We start from the raw sequence: 26205 nt of genomic DNA on the forward strand, positions 1-26205 counted from the left end.
TCTTCGCTTGCCCTGTGTCGTGCGCCGGCACGCGATATGACGCGTTGGGCTTGCCTCCTCGCGTAACGCGATATAACGTGTCTGACGGAACGAGATATATCGCGAATGGAGAGCGTCATGGCAAGCGAGTCCTGGGTCGTCGCCGGCCCGCAGATCATCGAGATCGAGAAGATCACCAGCCTGCGCGTCCAGCTGGTCGCGGGCCGGGTCGACGTCGTCGCGCACGACGGCGCGGGCGCCCGCATCGAGGTGCACGACGTCGACGGCCGCCCGCTGGAGGTCAGCCTGTCCGACGGGGAGCTCCGCGTGGGCTACCAGTTCACGCTGGGCGGCTGGGACGGGTTCCTCGAGAAGTTCCGGAACTTCCGCGGCAAGGACCGCGCCGACGTGCACATCGCGGTGCCGCGCGACGTCCTGGCGAAGGTGGGCACGGTGACGGCCGACGGGCTGCTGGCGGGGATCCAGGAGGACGCCTCGGTGTCCACGGTCTCCGGCACGCTGATCACCGACGGCACCCGCGGCCGCCTCGGGGCCAAGACGGTCTCCGGCGAGATCGTCGTGCGCGACCACCACGGCGACCTGCAGCTCCACTCCGTCTCGGGCGAGCTGGCGGCCTCGGGCGAGCTGAGCCTGGTGCAGGCCAACTCCGTCTCGGGCTCGGTGACGCTCGACGTGACCTCCGGGACCTCCAGCGTCACGGCGACGACCGTGTCGGGCGACGTGACCGTGCGCCTGCCCGCCGGCAAGGGTGTCCAGGTCAAGGGCCAGTCGGTCTCCGGCCGCCTGGTCGTCGACGGCGAGGAGTACAAGGGGAGCTCGCCGGGCCACCGCAAGGTCGACCTGCGCACCGGGGACGGCGCCTGCTTCGTCTCCGCGAACACCGTGTCGGGGCACCTCACCGTGCTGCGCGGCACGGGGACCGGGGTCGCGTGATGATGGCGCCCGTCTTCGCGCACGGTCAGCTGCGCCTGTACCTGCTGTCGCTGCTCGAGAGCGGCCCGAAGCACGGCTACGAGCTGATCACCGCGCTGTCCGACCGGTTCGGCGGGACCTACCGCCCGAGCCCCGGGACCGTGTACCCGCGGCTGGCCCGCCTCGAGGAGGAGGGCCTGGTCATGCGCGTCGACGAGGAGCGCAAGAGCACCTACGCGCTGACCGAGGCCGGCTACGCCGAGCTCGAGGCGCGGCGGGGGGACCTCGCCCACCTCGAGGAGGGCATCGCCGAGTCCGTCCGCGAGCGGGCCGCGCAGGTCCGCGACGACGTCAGCGGCTCGATGCGCGGTCTGCGCGCCGACCTGGCGGCCGCGGCCCAGCAGGCACGCGCGTCCGCGGTGCCGCACACGGCGGGGGTCTCGGACGACCCCCGGGTGACGTCGCACGTGCGGTACATGGACGCGGAGGCGATGGTCCACCGGTTCCGCGACGAGATCCGCACCGAGCTGCGCAAGGCCGACGCGCGCGGCAGCGTCGAGCAGCTCACGCTCGACACGTTGCGGACGGTGCTCGACTCGGCGCTGACCGCCGTGCGGGGCACCCTGCGATGACCCTCTGGGTCCGGTGGCTGTCAGGCGGAGTCGTCGGGCAGCCCGAGCCAGGCGTGCCAGCCGGTGTGCAGCACCAGCCACGCCATCAGGCCGTACCCGGCCTGGCCTGGCAGGATCCCGTCGCCGGCGGCGAGGTCGCCCAGCCACTGGTCGTGGGCGGCCAGCGGCGTGTAGGTGTCGACGAACGGCACCCGGCGCCGGGTGGCCACGTCCGCGAACGCTGCTGACAGGTCCGCCAGCTTCTCGCTGTCGGCCGTCTCCCCGGGTGGGGGGCCGACGACGAACGCGGGGATGCGACGCTGCTCGGCGACGTCGAGGATGTTCGCCAGGTTGAGCCGGCTGCGCGCGAGCGACAGGCCGGCGGCGACGTCGGCACGGCCCAGCGCGACCACGAGGCGGTTGTCGGCCTCGGGGGAGAAGCGGCGGCTGACCTCCTCGTCCCAGCGGGCGCCGAGCGCCGTGCTGGTCTCGCCGGGCACCGCCAGCGTGAGCACGGTCAGCGGGTCCGGTGTGGGCGTGCGGGCCGTCACGCGTCCCACCCAGCCCAGACCCTTCGGGTCACCCGCGCCGGCCACCAGCTCGTCGCCGACCACCGCCAGCCTCAGCGGCAGCTCACCCACGTGCCTCACCTCTCGCCGTGCGACCCGTCCCGCGGACGGCCGTCGCCGCACAGTCTCTCAGTGTGCGGCGACGGGGGCCCGTTCATCGGCGGGCCTGTCGCGAGCGGCTCGCGGCGGTGGCGGGCCGGTCAGCCGGCGGTGCGGAACGGGTGGCTCGGCAGGTCGGACGTGGCGTCCGACCAGTCCGAGTGGGAGGCGGGCGGCTGGGCGGAGCCGAGGCCGTCGCGGCGCAGCGTGACGACCAGACGGGCGACCAGCCAGGCCGCTCCGGCGAGTGCGAGGACGATCCAGAAGGTGGTCATGGCAGAAAGTCTGCGCCCGTGGATAACGCGCCACGAGTGGCAGAACTGACGCCTACCGTTGACATTCCGCCACGCCGTGCCGATGCTGGGCGCATGCTCCGTTCCGTCGCCGCCATCGCCCTGCCGAACGTCGCGCCCTTCGAGCTGGGGGTCGCCTGCGAGGTCTTCGGCATCGATCGCCGGGACACCGGCGGCCCGTCCTTCGACTTCACGCTGTGCGGGATCGAGCCGGGCGTGGTGCCGACGAAGGGGGCGGGCTACTCGATCATCGTCGAGCACGGCCTGGAGGCCACCAAGGACGTCGACCTGGTCATCGTGCCCGCCTACGGCGACACCGGCGACGTGCCCGAGGTCGTGCTCGACGCGCTGCGGGACGCCCACGCGCGCGGCGCCTGGGTGCTCAGCATCTGCAGCGGCTCGTTCGCCCTCGGGCAGGCGGGGCTGCTGGACGGCCGCGAGTGCACCACCCACTGGATGTACACCGACGAGATGGCGCGGCAGTTCCCGGCCGCCCGGCTCAACCCCGCCGTCCTGTACGTCGACGACGACCACGTGATCACCAGCGCCGGCACCGCCGCCGGCATCGACGCCTGCCTGCACCTGGTCCGCCGCGAGCTCGGCGCCGCAGCGGCCTCGGCCGTCGCCCGCCGCATGGTCGTCCCGCCGCACCGGGACGGGGGACAGGCCCAGTACGTCGACACGCCGCTGCCGTGCGACGCCGACACGCTCGCCCCGCTGCTCGCCTGGATGGTGGAGAACCTCGAGGAGGAGATGAGCGTCCCCGACCTCGCCGCCCGGGCGTTCGTGTCCGAGCGGACGTTCGCCCGCCGGTTCCGCGCCGAGACCGGGACCACGCCGGCCGCCTGGGTTACCCGGCAGCGCGTGGTCCGCGCCCAGGAGATGCTCGAGCGGTCCGACGCGAGCATCGAGGAGATCGCCCGGCTCTGCGGGTTCGGCACCGCGGCCGTGCTCCGGCACCACTTCGCGCGGACGCTCGGCACCAGCCCGCAGGCGTACCGCCGGACGTTCGCGCCGGTCGCCGTCGGCTGACACACGAGCGAGGCCCGCACCCCGAGGGGGGTGCGGGCCTCGATCAGCGGTTCGTCAGCGCTGGAAGGCGGTCTCGACGAGAGTCGCCTGCTGCGCCTGGTGCTTCTTCGCGGACCCGGCGGCCGGCGACGCCGACTCCTTGCGCGAGACCACCCGGAGCGTGCGGCCGAGCAGCTGCGGCAGGTGCATGGACAGGAACGTCCACGGCCCCTGGTTGCGCGGCTCGTCCTGCACCCACACCAGCTCGGCGCCGTCGAACGGCGCCAGCGCCGCGCGGGCGGCGTCGCCGTCGAGCGGGTAGAGCTGCTCGATCCGGACGATGGCGGTCTGCTCGTCGCCGGTCTTCACGCGGTGGGCCAGCAGGTCCCAGTAGACCTTGCCCGAGCAGAGCAGCACGCGGGTGACCTGCCCGGCCTTGGCGGCGGCGAGGTCGTCGCCGATCACCGGACGGAACGTGCCGGAGGTGAACTCGCTGACGTCCGACGACGCGGCCTTGAGGCGCAGCATCGACTTCGGCGTGAACACCACCAGCGGACGGCGCGGGCGGGCGTACGCCTGACGGCGCAGCAGGTGGAAGTGCGACGCGGGCGTCGACGGCTGCGCGATCGTCATGTTCTCCTCGGCCGCGAGCTGCAGGAACCGCTCGATGCGGGCCGACGAGTGGTCGGGCCCCTGGCCCTCGTACCCGTGCGGCAGGAGGAGCACGACGGAGGACCGCTGGGCCCACTTCTGCTCGGCGGACGAGATGAACTCGTCGATGATCGTCTGCGCGCCGTTGACGAAGTCGCCGAACTGCGCCTCCCACAGCACGAGGGCGTCCGGGCGCTCGACCGAGTACCCGTACTCGAACCCGAGGGCCGCGTACTCCGAGAGCGACGAGTCGTAGACCCAGAACTTGGCCTGGTCCTGCGACAGGTACAGCAGCGGCGTCCACTCGGCACCGGTCTCGCGGTCGTGCATGACGGCGTGGCGCTGCACGAAGGTGCCGCGGCGCGAGTCCTGCCCGGCGAGCCGGACGGGCGTGCCCTCGACCAGCAGCGACCCGAACGCCAGCAGCTCGCCGTAGCCCCAGTCGATGCCGCCCTCGCGGGTCATCGCCTCGCGCTTGGCCAGCAGCTGCGCCAGCTTTGGGTGCACCGTGAAGCCCTCGGGCGGACGCACGTGGGCGCGACCGATGCGCTCGAGCGTGCCGGCGTCGACGGCGGTCTTCCAGCCGACCATGACGCCCGCGTCCTCGAGCTGCGACTCCGGGCGCTCGAGCCCCTTGACGGCCTCCGCCTCGGGCGGGGTCGGCGCGTAGCCGTCCTCCCGCGTCTCGGCGAACACGCGCTCCAGCTGCGACTGGTAGTCCTGCAGCGCCTGCTCGGCGTCGGAGATCGTGAGGTCCCCGCGCGCCACGAGCGTCTCGGTGTAGAGCTTGCGGACCGAGCGCTTGGCCTCGATGAGGTTGTACATCAGCGGCTGCGTCATCGAGGGGTCGTCGCCCTCGTTGTGACCGCGGCGGCGGTAGCAGACCATGTCGATGATGACGTCGCGGTCGAACTGCTCGCGGTACTCGAACGCCAGCTCGGCCACCCGCACGCACGCCTCCGGGTCGTCCCCGTTGACGTGGAAGATCGGCACCTGCAGGCCCTTGGCCACGTCGGTCGCGTACTGCGACGAGCGCGACGACGAGGGGCCCGTGGTGAACCCGACCTGGTTGTTGATGATCACGTGGATGGTGCCGCCGGTGCGGTACCCGCGCAGCTGCGCCAGGTTGAGCGTCTCGAACACGACGCCCTGCCCGGCGAAGGCCGCGTCGCCGTGGATGAGGATCGGCAGGACGGAGAAGCCGTCGCCGCCCAGGTCGATGCGGTCCTGCTTGGCGCGGACGATGCCCTCGAGCACCGGGTCCACCGCCTCGAGGTGCGACGGGTTGGCCGCCAGGTACACCGCGGTCGTCGCGCCGGACTCGGCGGTGAACGTGCCCTCCGTGCCCAGGTGGTACTTGACGTCGCCCGAGCCCTGGACCGACTTCGGGTCCTGGTTGCCCTCGAACTCGCGGAAGATCTGCCCGTAGGACTTGCCCGCGATGTTGGCCAGGATGTTCAGCCGGCCACGGTGGGCCATGCCGATGCCGACCTCGTCGAGACCGTTGTTCGCCGCCTTGGACAGGATGGCGTCGAGCAGGGCGATGACCGACTCGCCGCCCTCGAGCGAGAACCGCTTCTGGCCGACGTACTTGGTCTGCAGGAAGGTCTCGAAGGCCTCCGCCGCGTTGAGGCGGCGAAGGATCCGCAGCTGGTCCTCGCGCGGCGTCTTGGCGTAGCCCGACTCGAGACGCTCCTGCAGCCAGCGGCGCTGCCGCGGGTCCTGCAGGTGCATGTACTCGCTGCCGACCGTGCGGCAGTAGGAGTCGCGCAGCAGGCCGAGCACCTCGCGGAGCTTGGCGCGGGGCTTGCCGCCGAACCCGCCGGTGGGGAACGTGCGGTCGAGGTCCCAGAGCGTCAGGCCGTGCGTCTGCACGTCCAGGTCGGGGTGCTTGCGCTGGCGGTAGGCCAGCGGGTCGGTGTCGGCCATGAGGTGGCCGCGCGACCGGTAGGAGTGGATCAGCTCGGCGATGCGGGCCGGCTTGATGGCCTCGGCGTCGGGGTCGTTGGACTCGCGGACCCAGCGCACGGGCTCGTAGGGGACCCGCAGCGCGGCGAACACGCGGTCGTAGAACCCGTCCTCGCCCAGCAGCTTGCGGCCGATGATCCGCAGGAAGTCGCCGGACTGGGCGCCCTGGATGATCCGGTGGTCGTACGTCGAGGTGAGCGTGAGCACCTTGGACACGCCCATCTTGTTGAGCGCCTCCTCGGACGTGCCCGCGAACTCCGCCGGGTAGTCCATGGCGCCGACGCCGATGATCGTGCCCTGCCCCTGCATCAGGCGCGGGACCGAGTGGACGGTGCCGATGGTGCCCGGGTTGGTCAGCGAGATCGTCGTGCCGGCGAAGTCGTCGACCGTGAGCTTGTTGCCGCGGGCGCGCCGCACCACGTCCTCGTACGCGGCCCAGAAGCCGGCGAAGTCGAGGGTCTCGGACTTCTTGATCGACGGGACCATCAGCTGACGGGTGCCGTCCGGCTTGGCCAGGTCGATCGCGATGCCGACGTTGACGTGCGCGGGCGTCAGGACGCTCGGCTTGTCCTCGGCCAGCGTGTACGACGTGTTCATCGCCGGCATCTCGGCCAGCGCCTCGACCAGCGCGAAGCCGATGAGGTGCGTGAACGAGATCTTGCCGCCGCGACCACGGGCGAGGTGGTTGTTGATGACGATGCGGTTGTCGACCATCAGCTTGGCCGGGATGGCGCGCACCGAGGTGGCCGTCGGGACCTCGAGCGAGGCCTCCATGTTGGTCACCACGCGCGCGGCCGGGCCACGCAGCTTCTGGATGTCGTCGGCCGCCTCGGCCTCGTCGGCGAGCGACGCGCGCTGGGCGACCTGCGCGTACGGGGCGGTCGCGGGCTGGGCGGTGGCGATCGGGGACGTCACGGCCGGCGGCTCGACGAACGGCGCTGCCTGGGCCGGCGGGAGTGCGGCGGGCGCGGCCGGAGGAGCCGGAGGGGCCGGGGGTGCCGCGGCGGCGGCCGGTGCCGGGACCACGGGTGTCGGCTTCGTCGTCGGGACGCCGTTGGTCGGCGCGGGCGCCGGGGTCGAGCCGTTGGTCGAGGCCTCGTCGGGCTTGTAGCCCTCGAAGAAGTCCCACCACGCCGGGTCGACGGTGTTCTTGTCCTGGAGGTACTGCTCGTACAGCTCGTCCACGAGCCACTCGTTGGCACCGAAAACGGCGCGCGTCGAGTCAGGATCCGCCATCTGGGTCACGCTGGGTCGCCCACTTCCGCTGCGGTTCGTGACCGCGTCTCTGCTAGTCGACTGCTACTTCTGTTGATGACAACACTACGGCCTGAACGCGCGCGGGCCCGCCTCTGGAGGCCCCTGCGCGACGGATCAGCAGGCGTCTTCACCTCGTCGCCACACCCGGGTCAACGGGGGGCAACGTGCCAGTTCCGCACGCCTCAAGGTGAGGTTGTCGGCACCCCTGGCAGGTCATGCTTCTGCACATCCGTCCAGCACGGGTGCGCGGGCTCAGGTGATGTCCCGCCGGAAGGTCGTCACGCGCCCGATCGCGGCCAGCCCGACGCCGTACGCGACCAGCACGAGGGCGCCCTGCCACCACTCCAGCAACGTGCCGACGCCGGACTCCGAGTAGAAGCTGCCGCCCGAGATCGCCTCGCCCGCGGCGCCCGGAAGGTAGGCGGCGACGCCGTGCCCCCAGCTGGTCAGGGACAGGACGAACCGCAGGACCGGCTCGACGAACTGCGTGAACGCCAGGACGACGACGATGACCGCGACCTGGTTGGTCAGCACCGAGCCGAACCCGACGCCGACCACGGCCCACAGGGCGAGCGCCAGGGCTGACAGCGCGATGGTGCGCCACGTCGAGGCGTCGTCGAGGAACGTCGGCTTGCCCAGCAGCGTGAGGACCGTCGCGCCCGCGCCGACCGCGGCGAGCGTGCCGACCAGGCCGTAGACGAGGCCGAGCCCGGCGGCGGCGAGCAGCTTGGCGGACAGCAGCACGGTGCGGCGCGGCTCGGCGAGCAGGGTGGGGGTGATGGTCTGGTGGCGGAACTCCGCGGCGACGGCCAGCGCGCCCACCACCAGGGGGAACACGTACCCGAACGTCACGGCGATCGTGTAGACGGCCCGCACGACCGCGTCGGGGGCGGTGTCGACGACGCCGCCGGTGTCGCTCGTCGTGCCGGACAGCCCGCCGGGCTGGGAGATGCCCCAGCCGAGCACGGCGGCCAGGAACGCCATGTAGACGGCCATGGCGATCAGCAGCAGCCACCACAGTCGGGTGGTGACCAGCTTGCGGTACTCGGTGACCAGGGCGGCGCGCATCAGGCCACCTCGCCGTGGCCGACGAGCTCCAGGAACAGGCCCTCGAGCCCCGGGTCCTGGCCGGCCAGCTCGTGCAGCTCCAGGCCCGCGCCGAACGCGGCGGCGCCGACGGTCGCGGCGTCGACGTCGAGCAGCTCCGCGACCCGCTGGTCGGCCGTCGGCGTCCGGGTCCAGCCGCTCCGCTCGACCAGCGTCGCGAGCCCGGCGGCGTCGGGGGAGACGACGCGGACGCGGGTCCGGGCGATGCCGGCCAGCTCGGCCAGCGAGGACGCGTGCGCCAGCTTTCCCCGGGCGATGATCACGACGTCGTCGACCGTCTGCTCCACCTCGGACAGCACGTGGCTGGACACCAGGACGGTCCGGCCCTCGGCGGCCAGTGCGCGCAGGAAGCCCCGTAGCCAGCGGATGCCCTCCGGGTCGAGCCCGTTGGCGGGCTCGTCGAGCAGCAGCACGCGGGGGTCTCCCAGCAGGGTGGTGGCCAGCGCAAGCCGTTGCCGCATGCCGAGGGAGAAGCCGCCGACCCGCCGGTCCGCCGCCGCGGAGAGGCCGACCAGCTCGAGCACCTGGCCGGCGCGCTCGTCGGGGACGCCGACCTGCGGTGTGTAGAGGCGCAGGTGGTCCAGCGCGGTGCGGCCCGGGTGGAAGCTCGAGGCCTCCAGCGCGGCGCCGACCGTCCGCAGCGGACGCCGGATCTGCCCGTAGGTCCGGCCGCCGATCGTGGCGGCGCCCGACGTCGGGCGGACGAGCCCGAGGAGCATGCGCAGCGTGGTGGTCTTGCCCGCGCCGTTGGGTCCGAGGAACCCGGTCACCCGGCCCGGCGTCACCTCGAACGAGAGGTCGTCCACGGCGCGTACGGACCCGAACGACTTGGAGAGGTGCTCGACGAGGATCGTGCCGTCGGTCGTCATGCTCCGACCCTAGTGTTCTACCGGGAGTAGAACAATGTGTCAGGCGATGTGCGGGCTGGTCGCCGGGAGGGTCACCCGCATGGTGCAGCCGACCTCGGTGTCCGCGACCTCGATCCGACCGCCGTGCAGCTCGACCGCCCACTGGACGATCGCCAGGCCCAGCCCGGTCCCGCCGGTGGAGACCTGCCCGGTGTGCGCCGGGTTGTTGCCGCGGACGAACCGCTCGAACACGTGCGCCCGCTGGTCCTGCGCGATGCCCGGTCCGTGGTCGACCACGTCGATCCGCACGTCCGAGCCCACGCGCGACGCCTCGAGCCGGACCTCGTCGTCGTCGGGGGAGTGCCGGACCGCGTTGTGCAGCAGGTTGGCGACGACCTGGTGCAGGCGGTCCGGGTCGGCGGGGACCGTGAGGTCCGGAGGGTCGACCACCACGGGGAACCGCAGCCGCTTGGTGGCCCCGACCAGCATCGCGCCCTCGGCCGCCTCCTCGAGGAAGTCCTGCAGCCGCACGTCCGCGACCTGCAGGGGGACGTCGCCGGCCTCCAGTCGGGACAGGTCGAGCAGGTACGTCACCAGGCGGCCCAGCCGCTCGGTCTGCGCGAGGGCCGCCTGCATGGTCGCGGGGTCCGCCTCGGTCACGCCGTCGACGATGTTCTCCAGCTGGGCCTGCAGCGCGGTGACGGGGGTGCGCAGCTCGTGCGAGACGTTGGCGACGAGCTCGCGGCGGAACGTGTCGGCCTGCTCGAGGTCATCGGCCATCGTGTTGAACGCGACCGCCAGCTGGCCGACCTCGTCGAGGCTCGTCGCGCGCACGCGCCGGCTGTAGTCGCCGTTCGCCATCCGACCAGCGGCGTACGTCATCTCCCGCAGCGGCGACGTCATCCCGCGGGCGAGCAGCTGGGTCACGATGAGCGAGGCGATGATCGCGATCGGCAGCGTCCGGGACGGGCCGAGGTGGTTGTAGAGGCCGAACCAGGTGATGAACGCGGCGAGCGTGACGGTCGCGGCCACCAGCACGCCGAGCTTGATCTTGATCGAGCGGAAGCGGTCGAGCGGTCGGACGTCGGGGATCCGCGAGCGTGCGAACTCGCCGCGGACGTGCCGGGGTGCGTTCACGCGCCCTCGGGGACCGTGGCCCCGTCGCCCGTGCCGTCGTTCGGCTCGAACGCGTAGCCGACGCCGTGCACCGTGCGGATGAGGTCGGGGCCGAGCTTGCGGCGCAGCGCCTTGATGTGGGAGTCGACCGTGCGGGTGCCGCTGGCGTCGACCCAGTCCCACACCTCGGCGAGCAGGCGCTCCCGCGTGAGCACCGTGCGGGGCGTCGCGGCGAGCGCGAGCAGCAGGTCGAACTCCGTGGGCGTCAGGTGCACCTCGGTGTCGCCGCGCAGGACGCGACGCTGGGCGCGGTCCACGGTGACGTCGCCCAGGACCAGCGGCGGGTCTGGCTGCTCGGCGGCGGCCATCTCGGCCGCCCGGGTGGCGCGCTCGGTGCGGCGCAGCAGCGCCTTGGTGCGGGCGACGAGCTCGCGCATCGAGAACGGCTTCGTCATGTAGTCGTCGGCACCCACGCCGAGCCCGATGAGCATGTCGGTCTCGTCGTCCCGGGCCGTCAGCATGAGCACCGGCACCGGCCGCTCGGCCTGGATCCGCCGGCACACCTCGAGCCCGTCGATCCCCGGCAGCATCACGTCGAGCACCACGACGTCCGGTCGCAGCCGCGACGCCGCGCTGACGCCGGACAGGCCGTCGCCCGCGGACTCCACCGTCCAGCCCTCCGCCGAGAGCCGGTGCACGATCGCCTGCGCGATCGCCGGTTCGTCCTCCACCACCAGGACCGTGGTGCCGGCTGCTCCGCCGGCCGCCGTCGTCGGCCCACCGCTCACGTTCACCATGCCGCCAGCGTGGCACAGGCCCGCACCTTCGACCCCCCGATGACGCTCGGGAGTGTGGATGCGCCGGGTGGTGTCGCCCTCGCGCCCGTATGATCGGGGCCACCATGAGCAGCTCAAGTCGCTGCCGGCGTCACTCCCGGGCCGACGAGCCCGGGGGAGACCATGCCGGCCACCACTTCCTCTCTCCTCTCTACTATTCTGCCCACTCGAGCGCCGACCTCCGGGTCGGCGTTCGTCGTGCGCCCGTCGGTGCCGCGTGCTGACCGAGTGGCTCCTGGTCGGGCTGGGCGTGCTGCTCACGCTCGGCACCGCGGTGTTCGTCGCCAGCGAGTTCTCGCTGGTCACGCTCGACCCCGGCCTGGTCGAGGGGCAGGCCGCGCCTGACGACCGGCGCAGCCAGTCCGTGCTCAAGGCGCTGCGACGGCTGTCCACCGAGCTCTCCGGCGCCCAGCTGGGCATCACCCTGACCACGGTCCTGCTCGGGTACACCACGCAACCGGCCGTCGTCCGGCTGCTGCGGATCCCGCTGGAGGACTCCGCGCTGGGCCGGGCCATCGGCGGCATCGTCGCCGCGCTGCTCGCGATCATCCTGGTCAACGGCTTCTCCATGGTCGTCGGCGAGCTCATCCCGAAGAACCTGGCCATCAGCCGCCCGCTGCCCACCGCCCGCATGGTCGCCCCGCTGCAGCGCGGGTTCACCAGCGCACTGCACCCGCTGATCGTCGTGTTCAACGGCAGCGCCAACGCCCTGCTGCGCAGCGTCGGCGTGGAGCCGCGCGAGGAGCTCTCCGGCGGTCGGTCGCCGCAGGAGCTGGCCGCGCTGGTGCGTCGCTCGGCCGAGGTGGGCACGCTCGACGAGTCGACGGCCACACTGCTCACCAACTCGATCGAGTTCAGCGAGCTCACCGCCGTCGACGTGATGACGGACCGCCTCCGGCTCGTCGTGGTGCGGCGCGAGGAGTCGGCGGCCGACGTCGTCGACCTGTCCCGCCGGACCGGGCACTCCCGCTTCCCGGTGATCGGCGACTCGAGCGACGACATCGTCGGGCTGGTGCATCTGCGCCGCGCTATCGCCGTGCCGTACGAGCGGCGCGCCGAGGTCCCCGCGGCCGCCCTCATGGTCGAGGCGCCGCGCGTGCCCGAGACCGTGCACCTGGGTCCGCTGCTGGTCGAGCTGCGCGAGCAGGGCCTGCAGATGGCGGTCGTGGTCGACGAGTACGGCGGCACCTCCGGGGTCGTCACGCTCGAGGACGTCGTCGAGGAGCTGGTGGGGGACGTGGCCGACGAGCACGACCGGCGGCGCGCCTCCACCGCGCGGTCCGCCGACGGCTCGTGGCTGCTGCCCGGGGTCCTGCGGCCCGACGAGCTGGCCGAGATCACGGGTCTGCACGTCCCCGCCGACGGCCCCTACGAGACCCTGGGCGGCCTGCTCATGTTCGTGCTCGGCCGCATCCCGGCCGACGGCGACGAGATCGTCGTCGACGGGGTCCGGCTCCAGGTCGACGCGATGGCCGGTCGGCGCGTGGAGCGGGTGCGCGTGTGCGCGGTCGCCGACGACGACGACGAGGAGGCCGAGTCATGAGCTCCGGCCTCGCCCTGACCCTCGCGGCGCTGCTGCTCGCCGCCAACGCCTTCTTCGTCGGCGCGGAGTTCGCCATCATCTCGTCCCGCCGCAGCGCGATCGAGCCGCTCGCCGCGGCGGGCGACCGGCGCGCCACGACAGTCCTGTGGGCCATGGAGCACGTCTCGCTCATGCTCGCGTGCGCGCAGCTGGGCATCACCGTGTGCTCGACCAGCCTCGGTGTCGTGGCCGAGCCGGCCATCGCGCACCTGATCGCCGGTCCCCTCGACGCGCTCGGCGTCAGCGAGGACCTCACGCACCCGATCTCGTTCGTCGTCGCGCTCGCGATCGTCGTGTACCTGCACGTGGTGCTCGGCGAGATGGTGCCCAAGAACCTCGCCGTGGCCGGCCCCGACCGGGCCGTGCTGATGTTCGGCCCACCGCTCGTCTGGATCGCCCGCGTCGTCCGGCCCGTCATCACCGCGCTGAACTGGCTGGCCAACCACGCGCTGCGTCTGTTCGGCGTCGAGCCCAAGGACGAGGTCTCGTCGGCGTTCACCGCCCAGGAGGTCCAGTCGATCGTCGAGCGGTCCCAGGCGGAAGGGCTGCTCGAGGACGACCAGGGCCTGCTCGCGGGCGCGATCGAGTTCTCGGACCTCACCGCGCACGACGTGATGATCGCCTCCGCCCAGCTGGTGGCCGTCAACCCCGGCAGCACCCCCGAGGACGTCGAGCGACTGGTTGCCCGCACCGGGTTCTCCCGGTTCCCGGTGCTCGACGCGTCGGGGGCGTTCACGGGGTACCTGCACCTGAAGGACGTGCTCTACGCCGACGAGGCCACCCGGTCCGTGCCCGTGCCCGCCTGGCGCGTGCGGGCCCTGGCCGTTGTCGGGCCGCAGGACGAGATCGAGGACGCGCTCGCGGCCATGCAGCGCTCGGGGGCCCACCTCGCGCGGGTCGACGAGGGCGACGGCACCGTCGGCGTGGTCTTCCTCGAGGACATCCTCGAGGAGCTCGTCGGCGAGGTCCGCGACGCCATGCAGCGCGGGCAGATGTCCTGATCACTGGACCAGTTGTGCGGATGGCGTGCGCGGGTTCGGCGTGTCGCCCCGCGTGTCGCCCGGAATGTCCGATCCGCGGACTGGACGGTCGTCCAGGGACTTGGAAGCGTGTCCGCCAGCCGTTATGGTTTCGTGACCGCAGTCGCCGGGTAGCGCTCACCGTGCGCCCGACGACGACGTCGCGGCAGATCAGACGCGTGAACGGACAGGAGGTGTCGTGGGTTCGCACAGCGAGGAGCCCGTCACGGGCCTCCCGACACGCCGCAGCCTCCGTGAGGCCGAGCGGCGTTCCGCTGCCGAGGCCGTGCCGACGCCGGCCCCCGCGAACGCCCCGCGCACCGATCCCGACTCCCCGACGGCGCTGCACCACGTGCCGTCCTGGGCGCACCACGCACCCGCCGCGCCTGTCCGGGCCGCCGCGCCTCGTGCTGCGGCGCCGGTTCAGGCGCAGCAGCCTCGTTCCGCCTGGTCCGCTCCCGCGCAGCCCGCGGCCCCCGCCGCTCCCGTTGCCCAGCCGGTCGCAGTCGTCGCGCAGCCGACCGCTCGTGTGGTCCAGCCGGTCGCGGCCGTCGCGCAGCCGCCCGCTCCTGTTGTCGAGCCGGTCACTTCCGTCTCTGAGTTGATCGCGCCTGTCGTCGAGCCGGCCTCGGTCGCTGCGGCCGAGCGGCCGGTTCCCGACGTCGCACCCGTCGCCGACGAGGTCCCGGAGCTCGCGGCCGTCGTCCACGGCACGGTCCGTCGTCGGCGCCCCACCCGCGCGGCCGCCCGGCTCGGGGTGCTCGGCGTCCTCGCCGGCATCACGGTCGTCATCCCGGTCAGCCAGGGCATCATCCCCGGCCCGGTGGCGTTCGGCTCCGACGCCCTCGCGGACTCGACCTTGCCGACCACGGTCTCCGCACTGGCCGGCACCCCGATGTCCGCGCTGCCGCCCACGTCGCTGGTCTCGGCGGACGGCGCCTTGCAGGCCCGCAGCCTCTCGGCGTCCAGCCGCACCGAGGAGCGGTCGCTACTCCCGGGCTGCGACGGCTCCGTGCGTCCGGCCGGCGAGAACGGCCTGCTCAAGGTCGCCGACCTCTGCACCCTGTGGGACAACCACACCCAGCTGCGCGCCGACGCGGCCGTGTCGCTCGCCGAGTTCAACCAGGCCTTCGCGGCGCGGTTCGGCGGCGACCTGTGCCTGGCCTCCGGCTACCGCACGCTCGCCGAGCAGCGGGCCGTGAAGGCCCAGAAGGGCGGCCTCGCCGCCGCGCCCGGCAAGAGCAACCACGGCTGGGGCCTCGCCGTCGACCTCTGCCAGGACCAGACGTCCGGCGTGAAGTGGCGCTGGATCACCGAGAACGGCCCCACCTACGGCTGGCAGAACCCCGCCTGGGCACAGCCCGGCGGCAGCGGGCCGCACGAGAAGTGGCACTGGGAGTACGCCAAGGGCGTCCAGCAGGACGGCGAGTACTACGACGGCTGACCGCCGCCGTCCCCGCCCCTGAGCAGCGCCTCAGATCAGCGCCTCAGATCAGCGTCAGGCCCCAGGTCGTCGTGTGGCTCGCGCCAGGCGCCAGGTGCACCAGGTCGTCCCCCGTGCGGAACGCGTCCGCGATGCACGTCATCGGCTCCGCCGCGACGCCCCGACGCGCGATACCGACGACCGTGTCGCCCGTGCACACCTGCCAGGCCCGGGCCGTCCCGTCCGCCCAGAGCGCGACAGTCCGCCCGTCCGGGCAGCCCAGCCGGATCCACGACAGGCCGTCCGCGTCCCGGGCCAGGTCGGTCCAGGCGTCGTCGAGGTCGAGACCCTCGAGCCTCCGCGCGGAGCGCAGGTCGAACCCGCCCGTCACCGGCTCCAAGCCCGTCGGCAGCAGCCGATCGTCGATCGTCACGTGCTGTGCGGCGTCGACCTGCAGGGTGCAGTCGTCGACCTGGCCGTCGCCCGGCGACAGCCACGGGTGGAAGCCGATGCCGTACGGCGCGGTCGTCGTCCCCAGGTTCGTGGCCTCGGCCGTGACCCGCAGCCCCGCGTCCGTGAGCGCGTACGTGACCCGCAGCCGCACCGGCCAGGGGTAGCCATGCGTCGGGACCACGACGTGCTCGAGCGTGACGGCGGCCTGCTCGGCGACGACGGTCGCGAACGTGGTGTGGGCGACCAGCCCGTGCAGCGCGGTCCGTCGCGCGTGCTCCGTGAGCGGGACCTCGTACGACACGCCGTCGTAGCTGTAGTCGCCGTCGCGCAGCCGGTTGGGCCACGGCGCGAGGACGGCACCGGAGAACGCCGGCGCGATCTGCGACTCGTCGAACGGGAGCACGAGGTCCCGACCGTCCACCGTGTACTCGCGCAGGCTCGCACCCACCGCGGCGACGACGGCCCGTTGGTCGCCCAGCTCGAGGACATGCTGGCGGCCGGTGGGCAGGGGAGCGGTGATCGTCGTGGACACGCTCACACGCTAGCGGGCCGGACCCACGACCCGCGGGAGCGGGTCATGTGTCCGGCCTGTGACGTCAGCGATCCTGCAGCGAACTCGCGCGACGACGGGCCACGACGAGCAGGGCAGCTCCGCCGGCGATCGCCAGGGCGCCGAGGGCGCTCACGGCGGCCACGGGGACACCGGTCGAGGCGAGCTCGGCCGTGTCCGACGGCTCCGCGGCGAGCACCTCGCTGATGAGCTCGGGCTCGGTCGCGTCCGGCAGGACCGCGTCGGTCGGGTCGGTCGGCGTGATGACCGGGTCGGTCGGCGTGAGCGGGTCGGTCGGGTCGACCGGGGTGAGCGGGTCGGTCGGGTCGACCGGGGTGAGCGGGTCGGTCGGGTCGACCGGGGTGAGCGGGTCGACTGGGTCGATCGGGTCCGTGGGGTCGACCGGGTCAGTGGGCTCGGTCGGGTCGACCGGGGTCACCGGGTCGGTCGGGTCGACCGGGGTGACCGGGTCGGTCGGGTCGACCGGGGTGACCGGGTCGGTCGGGTCGGTCGGGTCGACGGGAGTGACCGGGTCGGTCGGGTCCGTCGGGTCGACCGGGGTCACCGGGTCCGTCGGGTCAGTGGGTGTCACCGGGTCCGTCGGGGTGCAGACCGGCGCCTGGCCACCCTCTCCGAAGTGCTCGTTGTACAGGCTCACCTGGACCCACGTGATGCAGTACCCGCCGGGGAACGAGGCCTTGAACAGCGGGTGGTCCGTCCACGGGTAGTAGCTCTGGCCGACGTAGCGCGCCTGGGGCCACTGGTTGTTGTGCGGGACCTCCTGGTGGACGCCGAACGACTTCTCGCCGCTGCCGTCGAGCTGGGTGACCTTGTAGTTGATGTGCCCGTTCTCCTCGAACGTCGTGCCGGCGGGCAGCTGGAGGCCAGCGGCGGTGACGGTGTACGGAGTCGGGTCGTCGGAGCCCGCGGCGTGCGCGGCGGTCGGGAGCAGGACGAGGGCGGCGGTGAGCAGGGTGGCGCCGAGCGCGCGGAAACGCATGGAGATCGATCCTTCGGGGAGTCAGGGTGCACCGGCGTCGGTGCGGGGACGGGCGTTCAGGGGCCGTCAGGCCCCGTGAGTGGGCCCGACCCGGGAGGCGCCTCGGCGCTGGAATGTCGTCACGTCGCCCGCCTCCTTCCTGCTTGGTTGAATGCTCAATTGTCTCGAGCAAGCGGCTGACGACGTGGGACCGAGGTCCCGGACGGGTCCCTCCGACGGGTGAACCGCGTCTCATCTGTGGACAGCGGGGTGTGCCACCGCCGGGCCGTCCCCTAGGGTTCCGGCCAGCGTGCAATCGGACATGACGGATGAACCGGGCACCCATGACACGACGAGGAGAGCGCCCGTGGACGGTGTGGCGATCCTCGAGACGGAGGTCCGCGAGCTCATTCGGAGGCGCGGCATCGACCCCGTCCGGGACCGGCCGAGCATCGTGTCGCTGGTCACCGACGTCATCGCGGACTACGACGAGCGTTCGGTCGTCGGCGCGGTGCCGCCGCTTGTCGACGCGGCGGCCGCGCACAAGGCGGTCGTCGACGCGGTCGCGGGGCTCGGCCCGCTGCAGAAGTACCTGGACGATCCCGAGGTCGAAGAAATATGGCTGAACTCGCCCACGCAGGTCTTCGTGGCCCGCCGCGGCGAGTCCGAGCTGACGACGACCATCCTCACCGACGGCCAGGTCCGCGACCTCGTCGAGAAGATGCTCAAGGTCTCGGGGCGTCGTCTCGACCTGTCGAGCCCGTTCGTCGACGCCAGCCTGCCGGGCGGGGAACGCCTGCACGCGGTCATTCCCGACGTCACGCGGCAGCACTGGTCGGTGAACATCCGCAAGTACGTGGTCCGCGCCACCAGCCTCGACGACGTCGTCGCGCTGGGCACCCTGACGCCGCACGCGGCCGCGTTCCTGCACGCGGCGGTCCGGGCCGGGCTCAACGTGCTCGTGTCGGGCGGTACCCAGGCCGGCAAGACCACGATGCTGAACGCCCTGGCCGGTGCGATCCCTGCCCGGGAACGCGTGATCACGTGCGAGGAGGTCTTCGAGCTGCGGCTCGTCGCACGTGACTGGGTGGCGATGCAGTGCCGCCAGCCGAGTCTCGAGGGAACCGGGGAGATCCCGCTGCGGCGCCTCGTCAAGGAGGCGTTGCGGATGCGCCCGAGCCGGCTGCTCGTCGGCGAGGTGCGCGAGGCGGAGGCCCTCGACCTGCTGATCGCCCTGAACGCGGGCGTGCCGGCGATGTGCACCATCCACGCGAACTCGGCCCGGGAGGCATTGACCAAGCTCTGCACGCTGCCTCTGCTGGCGGGCGAGAACGTGTCCGACCGGTTCGTGATCCCGACCGTGGCCTCGGCCGTGGACCTCGTGGTGCATCTCGACCTCGACGGTTCCGGGCGTCGGCTCGTGCGCGAGATCGTCGCCGTGCCCGGGCGGGTGGAGCAGGGGATCGTCGAGACCGCCGACGTCTTCCACACCCGCGGCGGGCACCTCGTGCGTGCCGACGGCTTCCCGCCGCACGCGGAGCGGTTCGCCCGCTCCGGCACCGACCTGGCCGCTCTGTTGCGCGGGCGCGGCTGATGGGCGTCGTGGTCGGGCTCCTGCTCGGCGCCGGCCTCGCGTGCATCTGGTGGTCGTTCTGGGCCGAGCCGCGCCGTGGCGGAGGCGCGAAAGCTGCCGGCTGGTACGCCCAGACGCAGGACACGCTCGTCCAGGCGGGGGCGGGCGGCGTGACGCCCGGGGGTCTCGTCGCGGCCAGCGTCGTCGTCGGGCTGGTCGTGCTGCTGGTGGGCGTCGCCGTGACGCGCATCCCGTCGATCGCGCTGTGCTTCGCGGTGTTCGCCGCGCTCGCGCCGTGGGCCGTGGTGCGCGGGCGTGCGCGACGCCGCCGGGCGCGCCTGCGGCAGCTCTGGCCGGAGGTGGTCGACCACCTGGGCTCGGGCATCCGCGCCGGGCTGGCGCTGCCCGAGGCCGTCGCGCAGATCGGTGAGCGCGGACCGGTCGAGCTGAGGCCCGCCTTCACGGCTTTCGCCGAGGACTACCGCGCGACCGGGCGGTTCGGCGAGTGCCCGGACGCCCTCAAGGCCCGGCTGGCGGACCCGGTCGCGGACCGCATCGTCGAGGCGCTGCGGCTGACCCGGGACGTCGGCGGCACCGACCTCGGACGGCTGCTGCGCACGCTGTCGACGTTCCTGCGCGAGGACGTCCGCACCCGCGGCGAGCTCGAGGCGCGGCAGAGCTGGACCGTCTACGCCGCACGGCTGGCGGTCGCGGCACCGTGGGTCGTGCTCGCGCTGCTCTCGACACGCCCCGAGGCGGCGAGCGCGTACGACACCCCGGCCGGGTTCGCGGTGCTCGTCGTCGGCGGCGCCTGCACGGCCGTCGCCTACCTGGCCATGCTCCGCATCGCGCGGCTTCCCGACGACCCTCGGGTGCTGCGATGAGCCCCGGGATGGTCGGCGCGCTGATCGGATTGCTGGGCGGGCTGGGCCTCGCGCTCGTCGTGTTCCGGCTGCGCTCCCGGCGCATCGACCTCGATCAGCGGCTCGCGCCGTACCTCCGCCCGCAGGCCACCGCGTCCGGGCTGCTGCGGGCGCCGAGCGTGCGCGGCCCGTTCGCGACGCTCGAGCGGCTCGTCGCGCCCGTGATGGGCGACGCCGTCCGCCTGGTCACGCGCCTCGGCTCACCGACCACCGAGCTGCGGCGACGACTGTCGCGCGCCGGCCGCAGCGAGACGGCGGAACAGTTCCGGGCAGGGCAGGTGGTCTGGGGCGTGCTCGGGCTTGCGGCGGGCCTCGCGCTCGCTCTGCTGCTGGCGGCGACCCGTGGGTCCGGGGTGGTGGCGCTCGTCGTGCTGGTCGCCGTCTGCGGGCTGCTGGGTGTGCTGGCCCGCGACTGGATGCTGACGCGCGAGCTGGGCGCCCGCGAGTCGCGGATGCTCGCCGAGCTGCCCACGATCGCGGAGCTGCTCGCGCTGGCCGTCGGCGCCGGCGAAGGGGCGGTCGGCGCGCTGGAGCGTGTCGTGCGCACGACGCACGGGGAGCTGACGGCGGAGCTGGCCCGGACGCTGTCCGACGCCCGGGCGGGCGCGCCGCTGACGGTCGCGCTCGACAACCTCGCCGGCCGGACCGGGCTGCCGGCGCTCGCGCGCTTCGCCGAGGGTGTCGCCGTCGCCGTCGAGCGGGGGACACCGCTGGCGGACGTGCTCCGGGCGCAGGCGCAGGACGTCCGCGAGGAGGGTCGTCGGGCGCTCATGGAGACCGGTGGCCGCAAGGAAGTGCTGATGATGGTGCCGGTCACCATCGAAAGAACGCTCTCTTCAGCGCCTTGCGCTACGCCGGAGCGTCTGCCCCCAACTCTGCTCGAACCAGGGCGGTGACCTTCTTGCTATGAACAAGCGCATTGGCGCGTTCGTCCGCCGCGACTTCGTCCACCGGCGGCAGCGGGTTTGGCGGAGTTGCCATCGCGGCGTCGATCGCGGCGTGGGTGGCGAACATTGCCTTAAAGAAGTAGTCGAGCGCTGCCTCGGCCTCGACCGCAATTTCGGTGGTGCCGATCGCACGAATCGATGCACAAAGGTTCCCGACGTCGTCGGAGGCAATATCCCAGGCCTCTGTCTGCTTTTCCGCCATTTCGAAACTCATCGGCGCGTACTCGTACGAGCCTCCGGCGTTTTTGCCGCCGTCGCGCGTGTACCATTTGAATTGGTATATTGCGGTGTCGGCGCGTTCCAACGCGTTTAGCAGGTTGAAATAGGCCGTAGACTTCGTGTCACGCCGCCATACGGTGTCGCTGTGCGCTACCGCGTGGTTGTGTCGTTCCGTCTCAGCACTGATGATGGCTCGCGCGTTTTTGTTTGCTCCGATGATTACGCCGATAACCGCAGCGGCGGCGACGACGAGCGACCCGATGAACCCCAGGAGCGTCGGACCCCATACGTCCAACCAGGTGCCCGGATCGCTGTGCAGATACACATCGATTGGCGACGGCACGGGATCAGGAGTTGCAACAAACCACATGGCCGGAGGCTACTGGCATCAGCCATCCTCGTTCGGGTGAAGTAGTCGCATCGGCACCGTTCTACGCGGGGTGACCGGGCGTGCGTCTGCTACCTCTCCCGTCCGACGCATGGACTCAACGGCTCGCATCCGCACACACGCCGAGCCGCGCGGGATGACGACGCTCGTGCCTATGCGGTTCGGCACCGTGACGGCCGAGACGTACGGCGGCCGCGTCGTGACGGTGCCTGTCGCGGTCGTCTCGCGAGCTCCCGCGCCGCCTGCAGCGGCGGCCTGGCTGTGCGTGCGACAGACCGTCGGTCCTGAGCAGAACTGGCTCGCCTGGGTGCCTGCAGACTGCGTGCGAGCGATCCAGCGGTGACGGCGCGACCCTGCGCCTGTGAATTCAGTCGACCCAACCGTGCCCGACGAGTTTCGGCGTGGGAGTTGATCTCGGCTCTACGGGCTCCCATCCTGAGCGCCGCCACCATCTGCCGCCGGAGTCGCGAAACACAACCCGTCCTAGCACGTTCGGTTCGCCCGGGTGAGCGGGATTCGAGCAGTACAACTCGACGACGCCGTGACTGCGCGGCTCCACAAACCCGAGCGGGACTCGAAAGTTCCAAGGTGCCCCGTCCCCTGGGTTGAACCCTTGCACCCACACCGGCCCGATGAGTTCGTCACTGCCGTTATGCACGGCGATGGTCACCAGGACGAATGGCGATTCAGAGAAGTGCAAAACCGTGCCGTCGACAGCCTCGACGTGGCCGAGCTTGACGTCGCCATGGCCAACCTGTGCGCCTTGATCGAGAAGTGGGAACGACTTCATAGCCTCGTATGCCGTGACCCCCAACACCTTGCAGTAGACCAATCGCGCCTGTGCCCAGTTGCGAGCCTTCACGTCACGCGCGTACGCGATCGCTGCGATGGCAAATGCAGCAGTCGTACCGATCGCGGCGAACCAGTCCGGCCATGTTCCAGGCGTGATCGCGCTGATGAACCCAGACACGTCGACGGTCACGGGACCGACCGTAGTGCGAGCGGAGCACGTCACGTGGCGACTCTCCCGGGCGCGCGGGCTGCGAATCCGCCTGCTGCCATTCTGAGCGTCCTCCAGAGCTTCCCGCGCCACTGACGTCAGGACGGCCCTGCGAGGACGGCCACGACGCGCACGCGAGGCACGGCAGGTGCGATCGTTCGGAGTAGCGTCTGGCTCGCCGCCATTCGTCGCCGAGCGACCACGAGTCGAGGGAGACCGCGTGTCTGAGCCCAGCGAAGCGCCGACGCCGGACGACGTCGCACCGCTGACGAGCTTCGCCGAGATTCTCTTGCGAGCTGCAGTCTCCGCGATCCCCGGGTTCGGCGGACCCCTAGAGATCATCCTCACGGGACTGCGCGAACGGCAGGCAGCAAACGCGACGGAGCTGATGTCTGGCGTCGTCGAGGCGATAGGACAAGAGCGACTCTTGAGTCGAGTCCACGACGATCCGTTCTTCGCCGCTCTGTTCTCCAGAGCGGTGAACGCGAGCATCCGCACGGGGATGTCGTCGAAGCGTCAGCTTCTGGTTGCGGCAGTGACACAGGTAGCGCTCGACGATGCAAAGCTCGATGAGTCACAGATGATCGTCGATGCACTCGACACACTTGACGTGCCTCAGGCGATCGCGCTTGCGCGCCTCGCAGACGAGTGGGCGGCGGTGCAGATCGTGCCGACCAACTCGTCGCAATGGGGAAGTAGTGATGTGTGGAAGTCGCTGGCGGAGCCGATCCGAGCCAGCTTGGTGCGGATGGGGGCTGCCACTCCGTCCCCCAGCACGTACACGCGGGTGCATGAGGTTCCGGCAAAACGGAGCGAAGGAATCAGCGACTGGGGGCTGACGCTGATCCAGCACCTGCGTGCGGCTGGTTTTGATGACGAGAGGCCGACCTCCGCCTGAGGACGTCTGGTATGCGACTTGCGGTCGCGAATGCGGCCCCTGCCCAGGCGTTCAGCGCCGTCGCCGCGCCTGGCCGTACCGCCTGCCAGCCCAGACGCCGAACGACGGACGCACCTCGCGAGCGACATCGCGGCACAGCTCGACGACCGGACACGAACGGCAGCGACGGCAGGCCTCGGCGATCTCGGCCGCCGTGCTGCGCGGCGAGATCCAGGCAGGATCGCCGCTCGTGCACGGCGCACCAGCTGCCAGCGCCGCCGACGTCAGGACCGCGACCGCTGACGCCGAGCCAGCACCAGGCCGCGCCGACCGAGCCGTCAGGACCGTCACGACGACCAGCGCCTCGGCACGGACCAGCCGAGCTCGTCGGCCAGGCGCGCCAGTTCGGCCGGGATCGTCTCGACGTCCGACAGCTCGACGGCGCGCCGCCAGAGGTCGGCGGCCTCGCCTGTCCGAGACTGCGCGAGCAGCGTGCGCAGCTCCCAGGACCACCAGGGTTCGCCGTCGAGCCGCGCCGGTCCGGTCGTGTGCTCGGCGGCCTGCGTAGCGGCCTGCGCAGCCTGGCGAGCACGCTCACGAGCGACCAGACGCGACCATTCCGCACGCTTGCGGCAGCGCTGCGAGCAGTAGCGCGCCTCAGGCCTGCGACCGACGAGGACGACGTCGCAGCGAGGCTCGACGCAGACACGCTCGGCCAGCTCTGGCACGAGCTGCAGACGCCGATCGAGGCGATTCGACCCCGATCCGGTCGATCGCGTCCCGATCGTCTCGATTGCGCTCGGGTCGCCGTCCTGGCCTGCGAGTGCGGCAGGCGTACCGCGGGGTGAACTGGCCGCCTCAGGAAGAAAACCCGCCCCCTCGACGTGCGATCCTTCGGACGTGGCACAGCACCTGCGTATTGAGCGCGCACTCGGGACCGGTGGAGCGGTGACTCTCTGGCTCGCCGGTCTGGTGTCGCTGTTCGGGTTCTTCAGTACCGTCGCGTTCGTCATCGGCGCAGGCATCGCGGTCATCGGTGCCCTCCTTCTTTGGTTCGAGCGCATCGTGGCGAGGCGGAACATGACGGCGCGACTCGGGTACGACTGGCACCGAGACTCAAGCGGATCTCCCGGACGCGATCGAGGGTGATCTCGCTCGCGTGCGAAGAGAACCGGGAGGTTGGCTGCGACACTTTGGTCGTGAACCGCGAGCCGAATCTCGGACGGCACGCTGCCGACAACAGCGCCGCGATGTTGCGGACCGAGGTGCGGCGAGCGTTCGTCGGATTCGTCCTCTACGGGCTGCGCAGGGTGTCGGCTGTCGCTGCGCTCCTGGCGTGCGCATCGCTTGCTGGCGGCGTCGGCTACCTGATCGCACCGCTCATCGGCCAGCCGAGGGACGCCGGATTCTGGGGCGGCGTCACGATCGTCACCGGTCTGCTCGTGGTCGCGACCGTGGTCTGTGTGATCGGCTACGAGCGCGGCTCGCGGCGATTTCGTTGGATGGAGCGCGTCTACGCGTACGTGTCCTGAGCGCATCGTGTCGACCTCGACGAGCTAACGGTGCGCTCGCATGACGGCGTCGAGCTCGGCAGCGTGCTGCTCGGCGTACAGCTCGGCGCGCTGTCGTCGAGCGAGCGCCTCGAAGTATTCGCGCCGTGCGTCGTCCTCGCGTGCCAGGTGCCAGAGCCGCTCGTCCTCGTCGTCGAGGCGTTGCTGCCAGGTCCGGCCGTCGGCGAGCTGCGGTGTCGGTGCGGGTGCTGGCTCGACGTCGTCGGCCTGGTCTAGCTGTCGCCAGCGCTGGCCTGCCTCGACGAGCTGGTCGGCCTCGTGCAGCGCCAGCGCGGCCTCGGCCTGCCGGTCGATCCGCTGGCGAGCTGCGACCCCTGTGCCTCGTGCGGCGGCCTCGGCCTCGGCCAGCGCCGACGTCGTGACCGAGCTCGGTCCTGGTCGCGGTGCTCGGATGCTGAGCACCTTCGATCCTGGGATGCCTGCCAGGTCGACGACGGACACCTCGCGCAGCTTCGCGCCGCGACGACGCACAGCGGCCAGGCCGTTCCTGCGCTGCGGCGGCGACCACTGGTCGAGCTCAGGATCGGGAACGAACCCGACGCTGACGTCGGCGGCCAGGCCTGAGGCGACGATCGCGCGCAGCTCGTCGAGCTTGGCCGCGCCGCCGACGAGCTGGCCGCTGGCGTGCAGGCCGTCAGGCGCGGACCAGAACCGGTCGAGCCAGCCGATCGGCCGCGACCGGTCGTGATAGGTCAGCAGCCGCACGCGCGTCGTCGGCGTGACGACGCTGTCGGCGTCCCAGGCCTCGCGATAGGCGACGAGCTCGCCGGTCGGGATGCGCTCGACGAACGGCGATTCGCCGTACCGGACGGCCAGTACCTCGATCGACTTACCGTCGGCGTCGACCTCGACGGGTGCCTCGGCGGTGACGGTCACGGCTCGACGTCCTCGCGCTTGGCTACCGCCTGGCCGAACCGATCGACCACGACGCGCGGTCCTGCGCTGGTGGTGAGCTGGCCGCCGTCGGCGACGCGCCGCACGCGCAGCTCTGGCTCGTCCTCGACTCTGCGCCTGGTCGCCTCGCCTGCGGCAGCTCGTCGAGCTCGCTCGCGTGCTGGTTCGAGGTCGACGTCGCCGTCGCGGACGTAGCCGCGCAGGTACGCCTCGGCCTTGGGAATCGCGATCGTGCTCGGCATGGGGGTCGCCTCTCGCTGGCGGGGTGCATGCGGTCGGTCGAAATCCCGACTGATCCAGTACAGATTACGTCGGCTCGTCGTCGGGGTCGCTGGTGATCTGCTCGACGGCGTCGGCGACGAGCGCCTCGACGGCTCGGCAGCTCTCGTCGGTGTGGTTGTACTCGCCGTCGACGAGGCGGCCTGGTCGAGTCTCGGCGCAGGACGAGGACGACGGTCGGACAGGTGCACGTCGCGAGGTTCTGGTCGACGAGGTCGCGCCAGTCCTCGAAGCTGCGGCCGTCGTCGAG

26 protein-coding genes are annotated in these 26205 nt (G+C 71.9%); 11 read left to right on the forward strand and 15 right to left on the reverse strand.

The window, feature by feature from the left end; genetic code table 11:
* The first annotated feature begins 117 nt into the window (after positions 1–117).
* A complete protein-coding gene (locus AC1DWH_RS15205; RefSeq protein WP_477094372.1) occupies positions 118–933 on the forward strand; it encodes a DUF4097 family beta strand repeat-containing protein in 816 nt (271 codons plus the stop codon).
* A 2-nt stretch (positions 934–935) separates the two neighbouring features.
* Positions 936–1544 (forward strand): PadR family transcriptional regulator, encoded by a 609-nt coding sequence (locus AC1DWH_RS15210; protein ID WP_456846629.1) that lies wholly within the window; start codon positions 936–938, stop codon positions 1542–1544.
* A gap of 20 nt (positions 1545–1564) precedes the next feature.
* On the opposite strand, the gene AC1DWH_RS15215 is transcribed toward AC1DWH_RS15210, so the two are convergent.
* Both AC1DWH_RS15215 and AC1DWH_RS15220 read right to left on the reverse strand, forming a co-directional pair.
* Complete coding sequence (locus AC1DWH_RS15215; protein ID WP_456846628.1) at positions 1565–2164, reverse strand: GDSL-type esterase/lipase family protein; 600 nt, start codon at positions 2162–2164, stop codon at positions 1565–1567.
* A 128-nt stretch (positions 2165–2292) separates the two neighbouring features.
* Positions 2293–2466 (reverse strand): hypothetical protein, encoded by a 174-nt coding sequence (locus AC1DWH_RS15220; protein WP_477094373.1) that lies wholly within the window; start codon positions 2464–2466, stop codon positions 2293–2295.
* A gap of 93 nt (positions 2467–2559) precedes the next feature.
* Here AC1DWH_RS15220 and AC1DWH_RS15225 point away from each other — a divergent pair, with 93 nt between their 5' ends.
* Positions 2560–3516 (forward strand): GlxA family transcriptional regulator, encoded by a 957-nt coding sequence (locus AC1DWH_RS15225; protein WP_477094374.1) that lies wholly within the window; start codon positions 2560–2562, stop codon positions 3514–3516.
* Positions 3517–3570: 54 nt separating this feature from the next.
* Here AC1DWH_RS15225 and AC1DWH_RS15230 read toward each other — a convergent pair whose 3' ends face one another.
* The 5 genes from AC1DWH_RS15230 to AC1DWH_RS15250 form a co-directional block, all read right to left on the reverse strand.
* A complete protein-coding gene (locus AC1DWH_RS15230) occupies positions 3571–7350 on the reverse strand; it encodes a multifunctional oxoglutarate decarboxylase/oxoglutarate dehydrogenase thiamine pyrophosphate-binding subunit/dihydrolipoyllysine-residue succinyltransferase subunit (protein ID WP_477094375.1) in 3780 nt (1259 codons plus the stop codon).
* A 273-nt stretch (positions 7351–7623) separates the two neighbouring features.
* Entirely contained in the window at positions 7624–8439 is an 816-nt protein-coding gene (locus AC1DWH_RS15235) for an ABC transporter permease (RefSeq protein WP_477094376.1), read from the reverse strand.
* The gene (locus AC1DWH_RS15240; RefSeq protein ID WP_477094377.1) at positions 8439–9347 is read right to left on the reverse strand and encodes an ABC transporter ATP-binding protein; all 909 of its coding nucleotides are present in this window, start codon (positions 9345–9347) and stop codon (positions 8439–8441) included. Before AC1DWH_RS15240 ends, AC1DWH_RS15235 begins: the two co-directional genes overlap by 1 nt.
* A gap of 39 nt (positions 9348–9386) precedes the next feature.
* A complete protein-coding gene (locus tag AC1DWH_RS15245; protein WP_477094378.1) occupies positions 9387–10463 on the reverse strand; it encodes a sensor histidine kinase in 1077 nt (358 codons plus the stop codon).
* The gene (locus AC1DWH_RS15250) at positions 10460–11239 is read right to left on the reverse strand and encodes a response regulator transcription factor (RefSeq protein ID WP_456847275.1); all 780 of its coding nucleotides are present in this window, start codon (positions 11237–11239) and stop codon (positions 10460–10462) included. Before AC1DWH_RS15250 ends, AC1DWH_RS15245 begins: the two co-directional genes overlap by 4 nt.
* Before the next feature lie 256 nt (positions 11240–11495).
* Between AC1DWH_RS15250 and AC1DWH_RS15255 the strand changes: the two genes are divergently transcribed.
* The 3 genes from AC1DWH_RS15255 (at position 11496) to AC1DWH_RS15265 (ending at position 15323) form a co-directional block, all read left to right on the forward strand.
* The gene (locus tag AC1DWH_RS15255; protein WP_477094379.1) at positions 11496–12821 is read left to right on the forward strand and encodes a hemolysin family protein; all 1326 of its coding nucleotides are present in this window, start codon (positions 11496–11498) and stop codon (positions 12819–12821) included.
* Positions 12818–13861 carry a hemolysin family protein gene (locus AC1DWH_RS15260; RefSeq protein WP_477094380.1) on the forward strand — a complete coding sequence of 348 codons (1044 nt, stop codon included), beginning with the start codon at positions 12818–12820 and terminating at the stop codon, positions 13859–13861. The genes AC1DWH_RS15255 and AC1DWH_RS15260 overlap by 4 nt, the downstream gene beginning before the upstream one ends.
* A 619-nt stretch (positions 13862–14480) precedes the next feature.
* Positions 14481–15323, forward strand: a complete 843-nt coding sequence (locus tag AC1DWH_RS15265; RefSeq protein WP_477094381.1) for a M15 family metallopeptidase — start codon at positions 14481–14483, stop codon at positions 15321–15323.
* A gap of 43 nt (positions 15324–15366) precedes the next feature.
* Here AC1DWH_RS15265 and AC1DWH_RS15270 read toward each other — a convergent pair whose 3' ends face one another.
* A complete protein-coding gene (locus tag AC1DWH_RS15270) occupies positions 15367–16287 on the reverse strand; it encodes an aldose 1-epimerase family protein (protein WP_477094382.1) in 921 nt (306 codons plus the stop codon).
* Positions 16288–16351: 64 nt separating this feature from the next.
* On the reverse strand, positions 16352–17305 hold the full coding sequence (locus AC1DWH_RS15275) for a hypothetical protein (protein ID WP_477094383.1): 954 nt from the start codon (positions 17303–17305) through the stop codon (positions 16352–16354).
* A 346-nt stretch (positions 17306–17651) separates the two neighbouring features.
* Here AC1DWH_RS15275 and AC1DWH_RS15280 point away from each other — a divergent pair, with 346 nt between their 5' ends.
* From AC1DWH_RS15280 to AC1DWH_RS15290, 3 genes are read left to right on the forward strand one after another with little or no spacing between them, the layout of a single operon-like run.
* Positions 17652–18878, forward strand: coding sequence for a CpaF family protein (locus AC1DWH_RS15280; RefSeq protein ID WP_477094384.1), 1227 nt, complete (start codon positions 17652–17654; stop codon positions 18876–18878).
* Entirely contained in the window at positions 18878–19741 is an 864-nt protein-coding gene (locus tag AC1DWH_RS15285) for a type II secretion system F family protein (RefSeq protein WP_477094385.1), read from the forward strand. Before AC1DWH_RS15280 ends, AC1DWH_RS15285 begins: the two co-directional genes overlap by 1 nt.
* Positions 19738–20676: a type II secretion system F family protein gene (locus AC1DWH_RS15290; protein ID WP_477094386.1), complete on the forward strand. Its 939-nt coding sequence runs from the start codon at positions 19738–19740 to the stop codon at positions 20674–20676. Before AC1DWH_RS15285 ends, AC1DWH_RS15290 begins: the two co-directional genes overlap by 4 nt.
* On the opposite strand, the gene AC1DWH_RS15295 is transcribed toward AC1DWH_RS15290, so the two are convergent.
* A complete protein-coding gene (locus AC1DWH_RS15295; protein WP_477094387.1) occupies positions 20630–21316 on the reverse strand; it encodes a hypothetical protein in 687 nt (228 codons plus the stop codon). The genes AC1DWH_RS15290 and AC1DWH_RS15295 overlap by 47 nt on opposite strands.
* 385 nt (positions 21317–21701) lie before the next feature.
* Complete coding sequence (locus tag AC1DWH_RS15300; RefSeq protein WP_477094388.1) at positions 21702–22316, reverse strand: hypothetical protein; 615 nt, start codon at positions 22314–22316, stop codon at positions 21702–21704.
* A 238-nt stretch (positions 22317–22554) separates the two neighbouring features.
* On the opposite strand from AC1DWH_RS15300, the gene AC1DWH_RS15305 reads away from it, so the two are divergent.
* A complete protein-coding gene (locus tag AC1DWH_RS15305) occupies positions 22555–23232 on the forward strand; it encodes a hypothetical protein (RefSeq protein ID WP_477094389.1) in 678 nt (225 codons plus the stop codon).
* A 51-nt stretch (positions 23233–23283) separates the two neighbouring features.
* Here the strand turns inward: AC1DWH_RS15305 and AC1DWH_RS15310 are convergent, their stop codons facing one another.
* Both AC1DWH_RS15310 and AC1DWH_RS15315 read right to left on the reverse strand, forming a co-directional pair.
* Positions 23284–23562 carry a WhiB family transcriptional regulator gene (locus tag AC1DWH_RS15310; protein ID WP_477094390.1) on the reverse strand — a complete coding sequence of 93 codons (279 nt, stop codon included), beginning with the start codon at positions 23560–23562 and terminating at the stop codon, positions 23284–23286.
* Positions 23559–24245: a hypothetical protein gene (locus AC1DWH_RS15315; RefSeq protein ID WP_477094391.1), complete on the reverse strand. Its 687-nt coding sequence runs from the start codon at positions 24243–24245 to the stop codon at positions 23559–23561. Before AC1DWH_RS15315 ends, AC1DWH_RS15310 begins: the two co-directional genes overlap by 4 nt.
* Positions 24246–24356: 111 nt before the next feature.
* Between AC1DWH_RS15315 and AC1DWH_RS15320 the strand changes: the two genes are divergently transcribed.
* Positions 24357–24743 (forward strand): hypothetical protein, encoded by a 387-nt coding sequence (locus AC1DWH_RS15320; RefSeq protein WP_477094392.1) that lies wholly within the window; start codon positions 24357–24359, stop codon positions 24741–24743.
* Positions 24744–24767: 24 nt separating this feature from the next.
* Here the strand turns inward: AC1DWH_RS15320 and AC1DWH_RS15325 are convergent, their stop codons facing one another.
* Positions 24768–25658 (reverse strand): HK97 family phage prohead protease, encoded by an 891-nt coding sequence (locus AC1DWH_RS15325; protein WP_477094393.1) that lies wholly within the window; start codon positions 25656–25658, stop codon positions 24768–24770.
* Entirely contained in the window at positions 25655–25918 is a 264-nt protein-coding gene (locus AC1DWH_RS15330) for a hypothetical protein (protein WP_477094394.1), read from the reverse strand. The genes AC1DWH_RS15325 and AC1DWH_RS15330 overlap by 4 nt, the downstream gene beginning before the upstream one ends.
* Positions 25919–26205 lie beyond the last annotated feature (287 nt).

The sequence above is a fragment of the Cellulomonas sp. P2_F12 genome (assembly GCF_056403775.1).

Excerpts from the sequence above, each read along its gene's own strand:
- AC1DWH_RS15205 (WP_477094372.1), top strand. The coding sequence starts at position 118 with ATGGCAAGCGAGTCCTGGGTCGTCGCCGGCCCGCAGATCATCGAGATC.
- AC1DWH_RS15210 (WP_456846629.1), top strand. The coding sequence starts at position 936 with ATGGCGCCCGTCTTCGCGCACGGTCAGCTGCGCCTGTACCTGCTGTCG.
- AC1DWH_RS15220 (WP_477094373.1), bottom strand. The coding sequence starts at position 2,466 with ATGACCACCTTCTGGATCGTCCTCGCACTCGCCGGAGCGGCCTGGCTG.
- AC1DWH_RS15225 (WP_477094374.1), top strand. The coding sequence starts at position 2,560 with ATGCTCCGTTCCGTCGCCGCCATCGCCCTGCCGAACGTCGCGCCCTTC.
- AC1DWH_RS15230 (WP_477094375.1), bottom strand. The coding sequence starts at position 7,350 with ATGGCGGATCCTGACTCGACGCGCGCCGTTTTCGGTGCCAACGAGTGG.
- AC1DWH_RS15235 (WP_477094376.1), bottom strand. The coding sequence starts at position 8,439 with ATGCGCGCCGCCCTGGTCACCGAGTACCGCAAGCTGGTCACCACCCGA.
- AC1DWH_RS15240 (WP_477094377.1), bottom strand. The coding sequence starts at position 9,347 with ATGACGACCGACGGCACGATCCTCGTCGAGCACCTCTCCAAGTCGTTC.
- AC1DWH_RS15250 (WP_456847275.1), bottom strand. The coding sequence starts at position 11,239 with ATGGTGAACGTGAGCGGTGGGCCGACGACGGCGGCCGGCGGAGCAGCC.
- AC1DWH_RS15260 (WP_477094380.1), top strand. The coding sequence starts at position 12,818 with ATGAGCTCCGGCCTCGCCCTGACCCTCGCGGCGCTGCTGCTCGCCGCC.
- AC1DWH_RS15275 (WP_477094383.1), bottom strand. The coding sequence starts at position 17,305 with ATGCGTTTCCGCGCGCTCGGCGCCACCCTGCTCACCGCCGCCCTCGTC.
- AC1DWH_RS15285 (WP_477094385.1), top strand. The coding sequence starts at position 18,878 with ATGGGCGTCGTGGTCGGGCTCCTGCTCGGCGCCGGCCTCGCGTGCATC.
- AC1DWH_RS15290 (WP_477094386.1), top strand. The coding sequence starts at position 19,738 with ATGAGCCCCGGGATGGTCGGCGCGCTGATCGGATTGCTGGGCGGGCTG.
- AC1DWH_RS15295 (WP_477094387.1), bottom strand. The coding sequence starts at position 21,316 with ATGTGGTTTGTTGCAACTCCTGATCCCGTGCCGTCGCCAATCGATGTG.
- AC1DWH_RS15315 (WP_477094391.1), bottom strand. The coding sequence starts at position 24,245 with ATGACCGCGATGCCTGCGCCGATGACGAACGCGACGGTACTGAAGAAC.
- AC1DWH_RS15330 (WP_477094394.1), bottom strand. The coding sequence starts at position 25,918 with ATGCCGAGCACGATCGCGATTCCCAAGGCCGAGGCGTACCTGCGCGGC.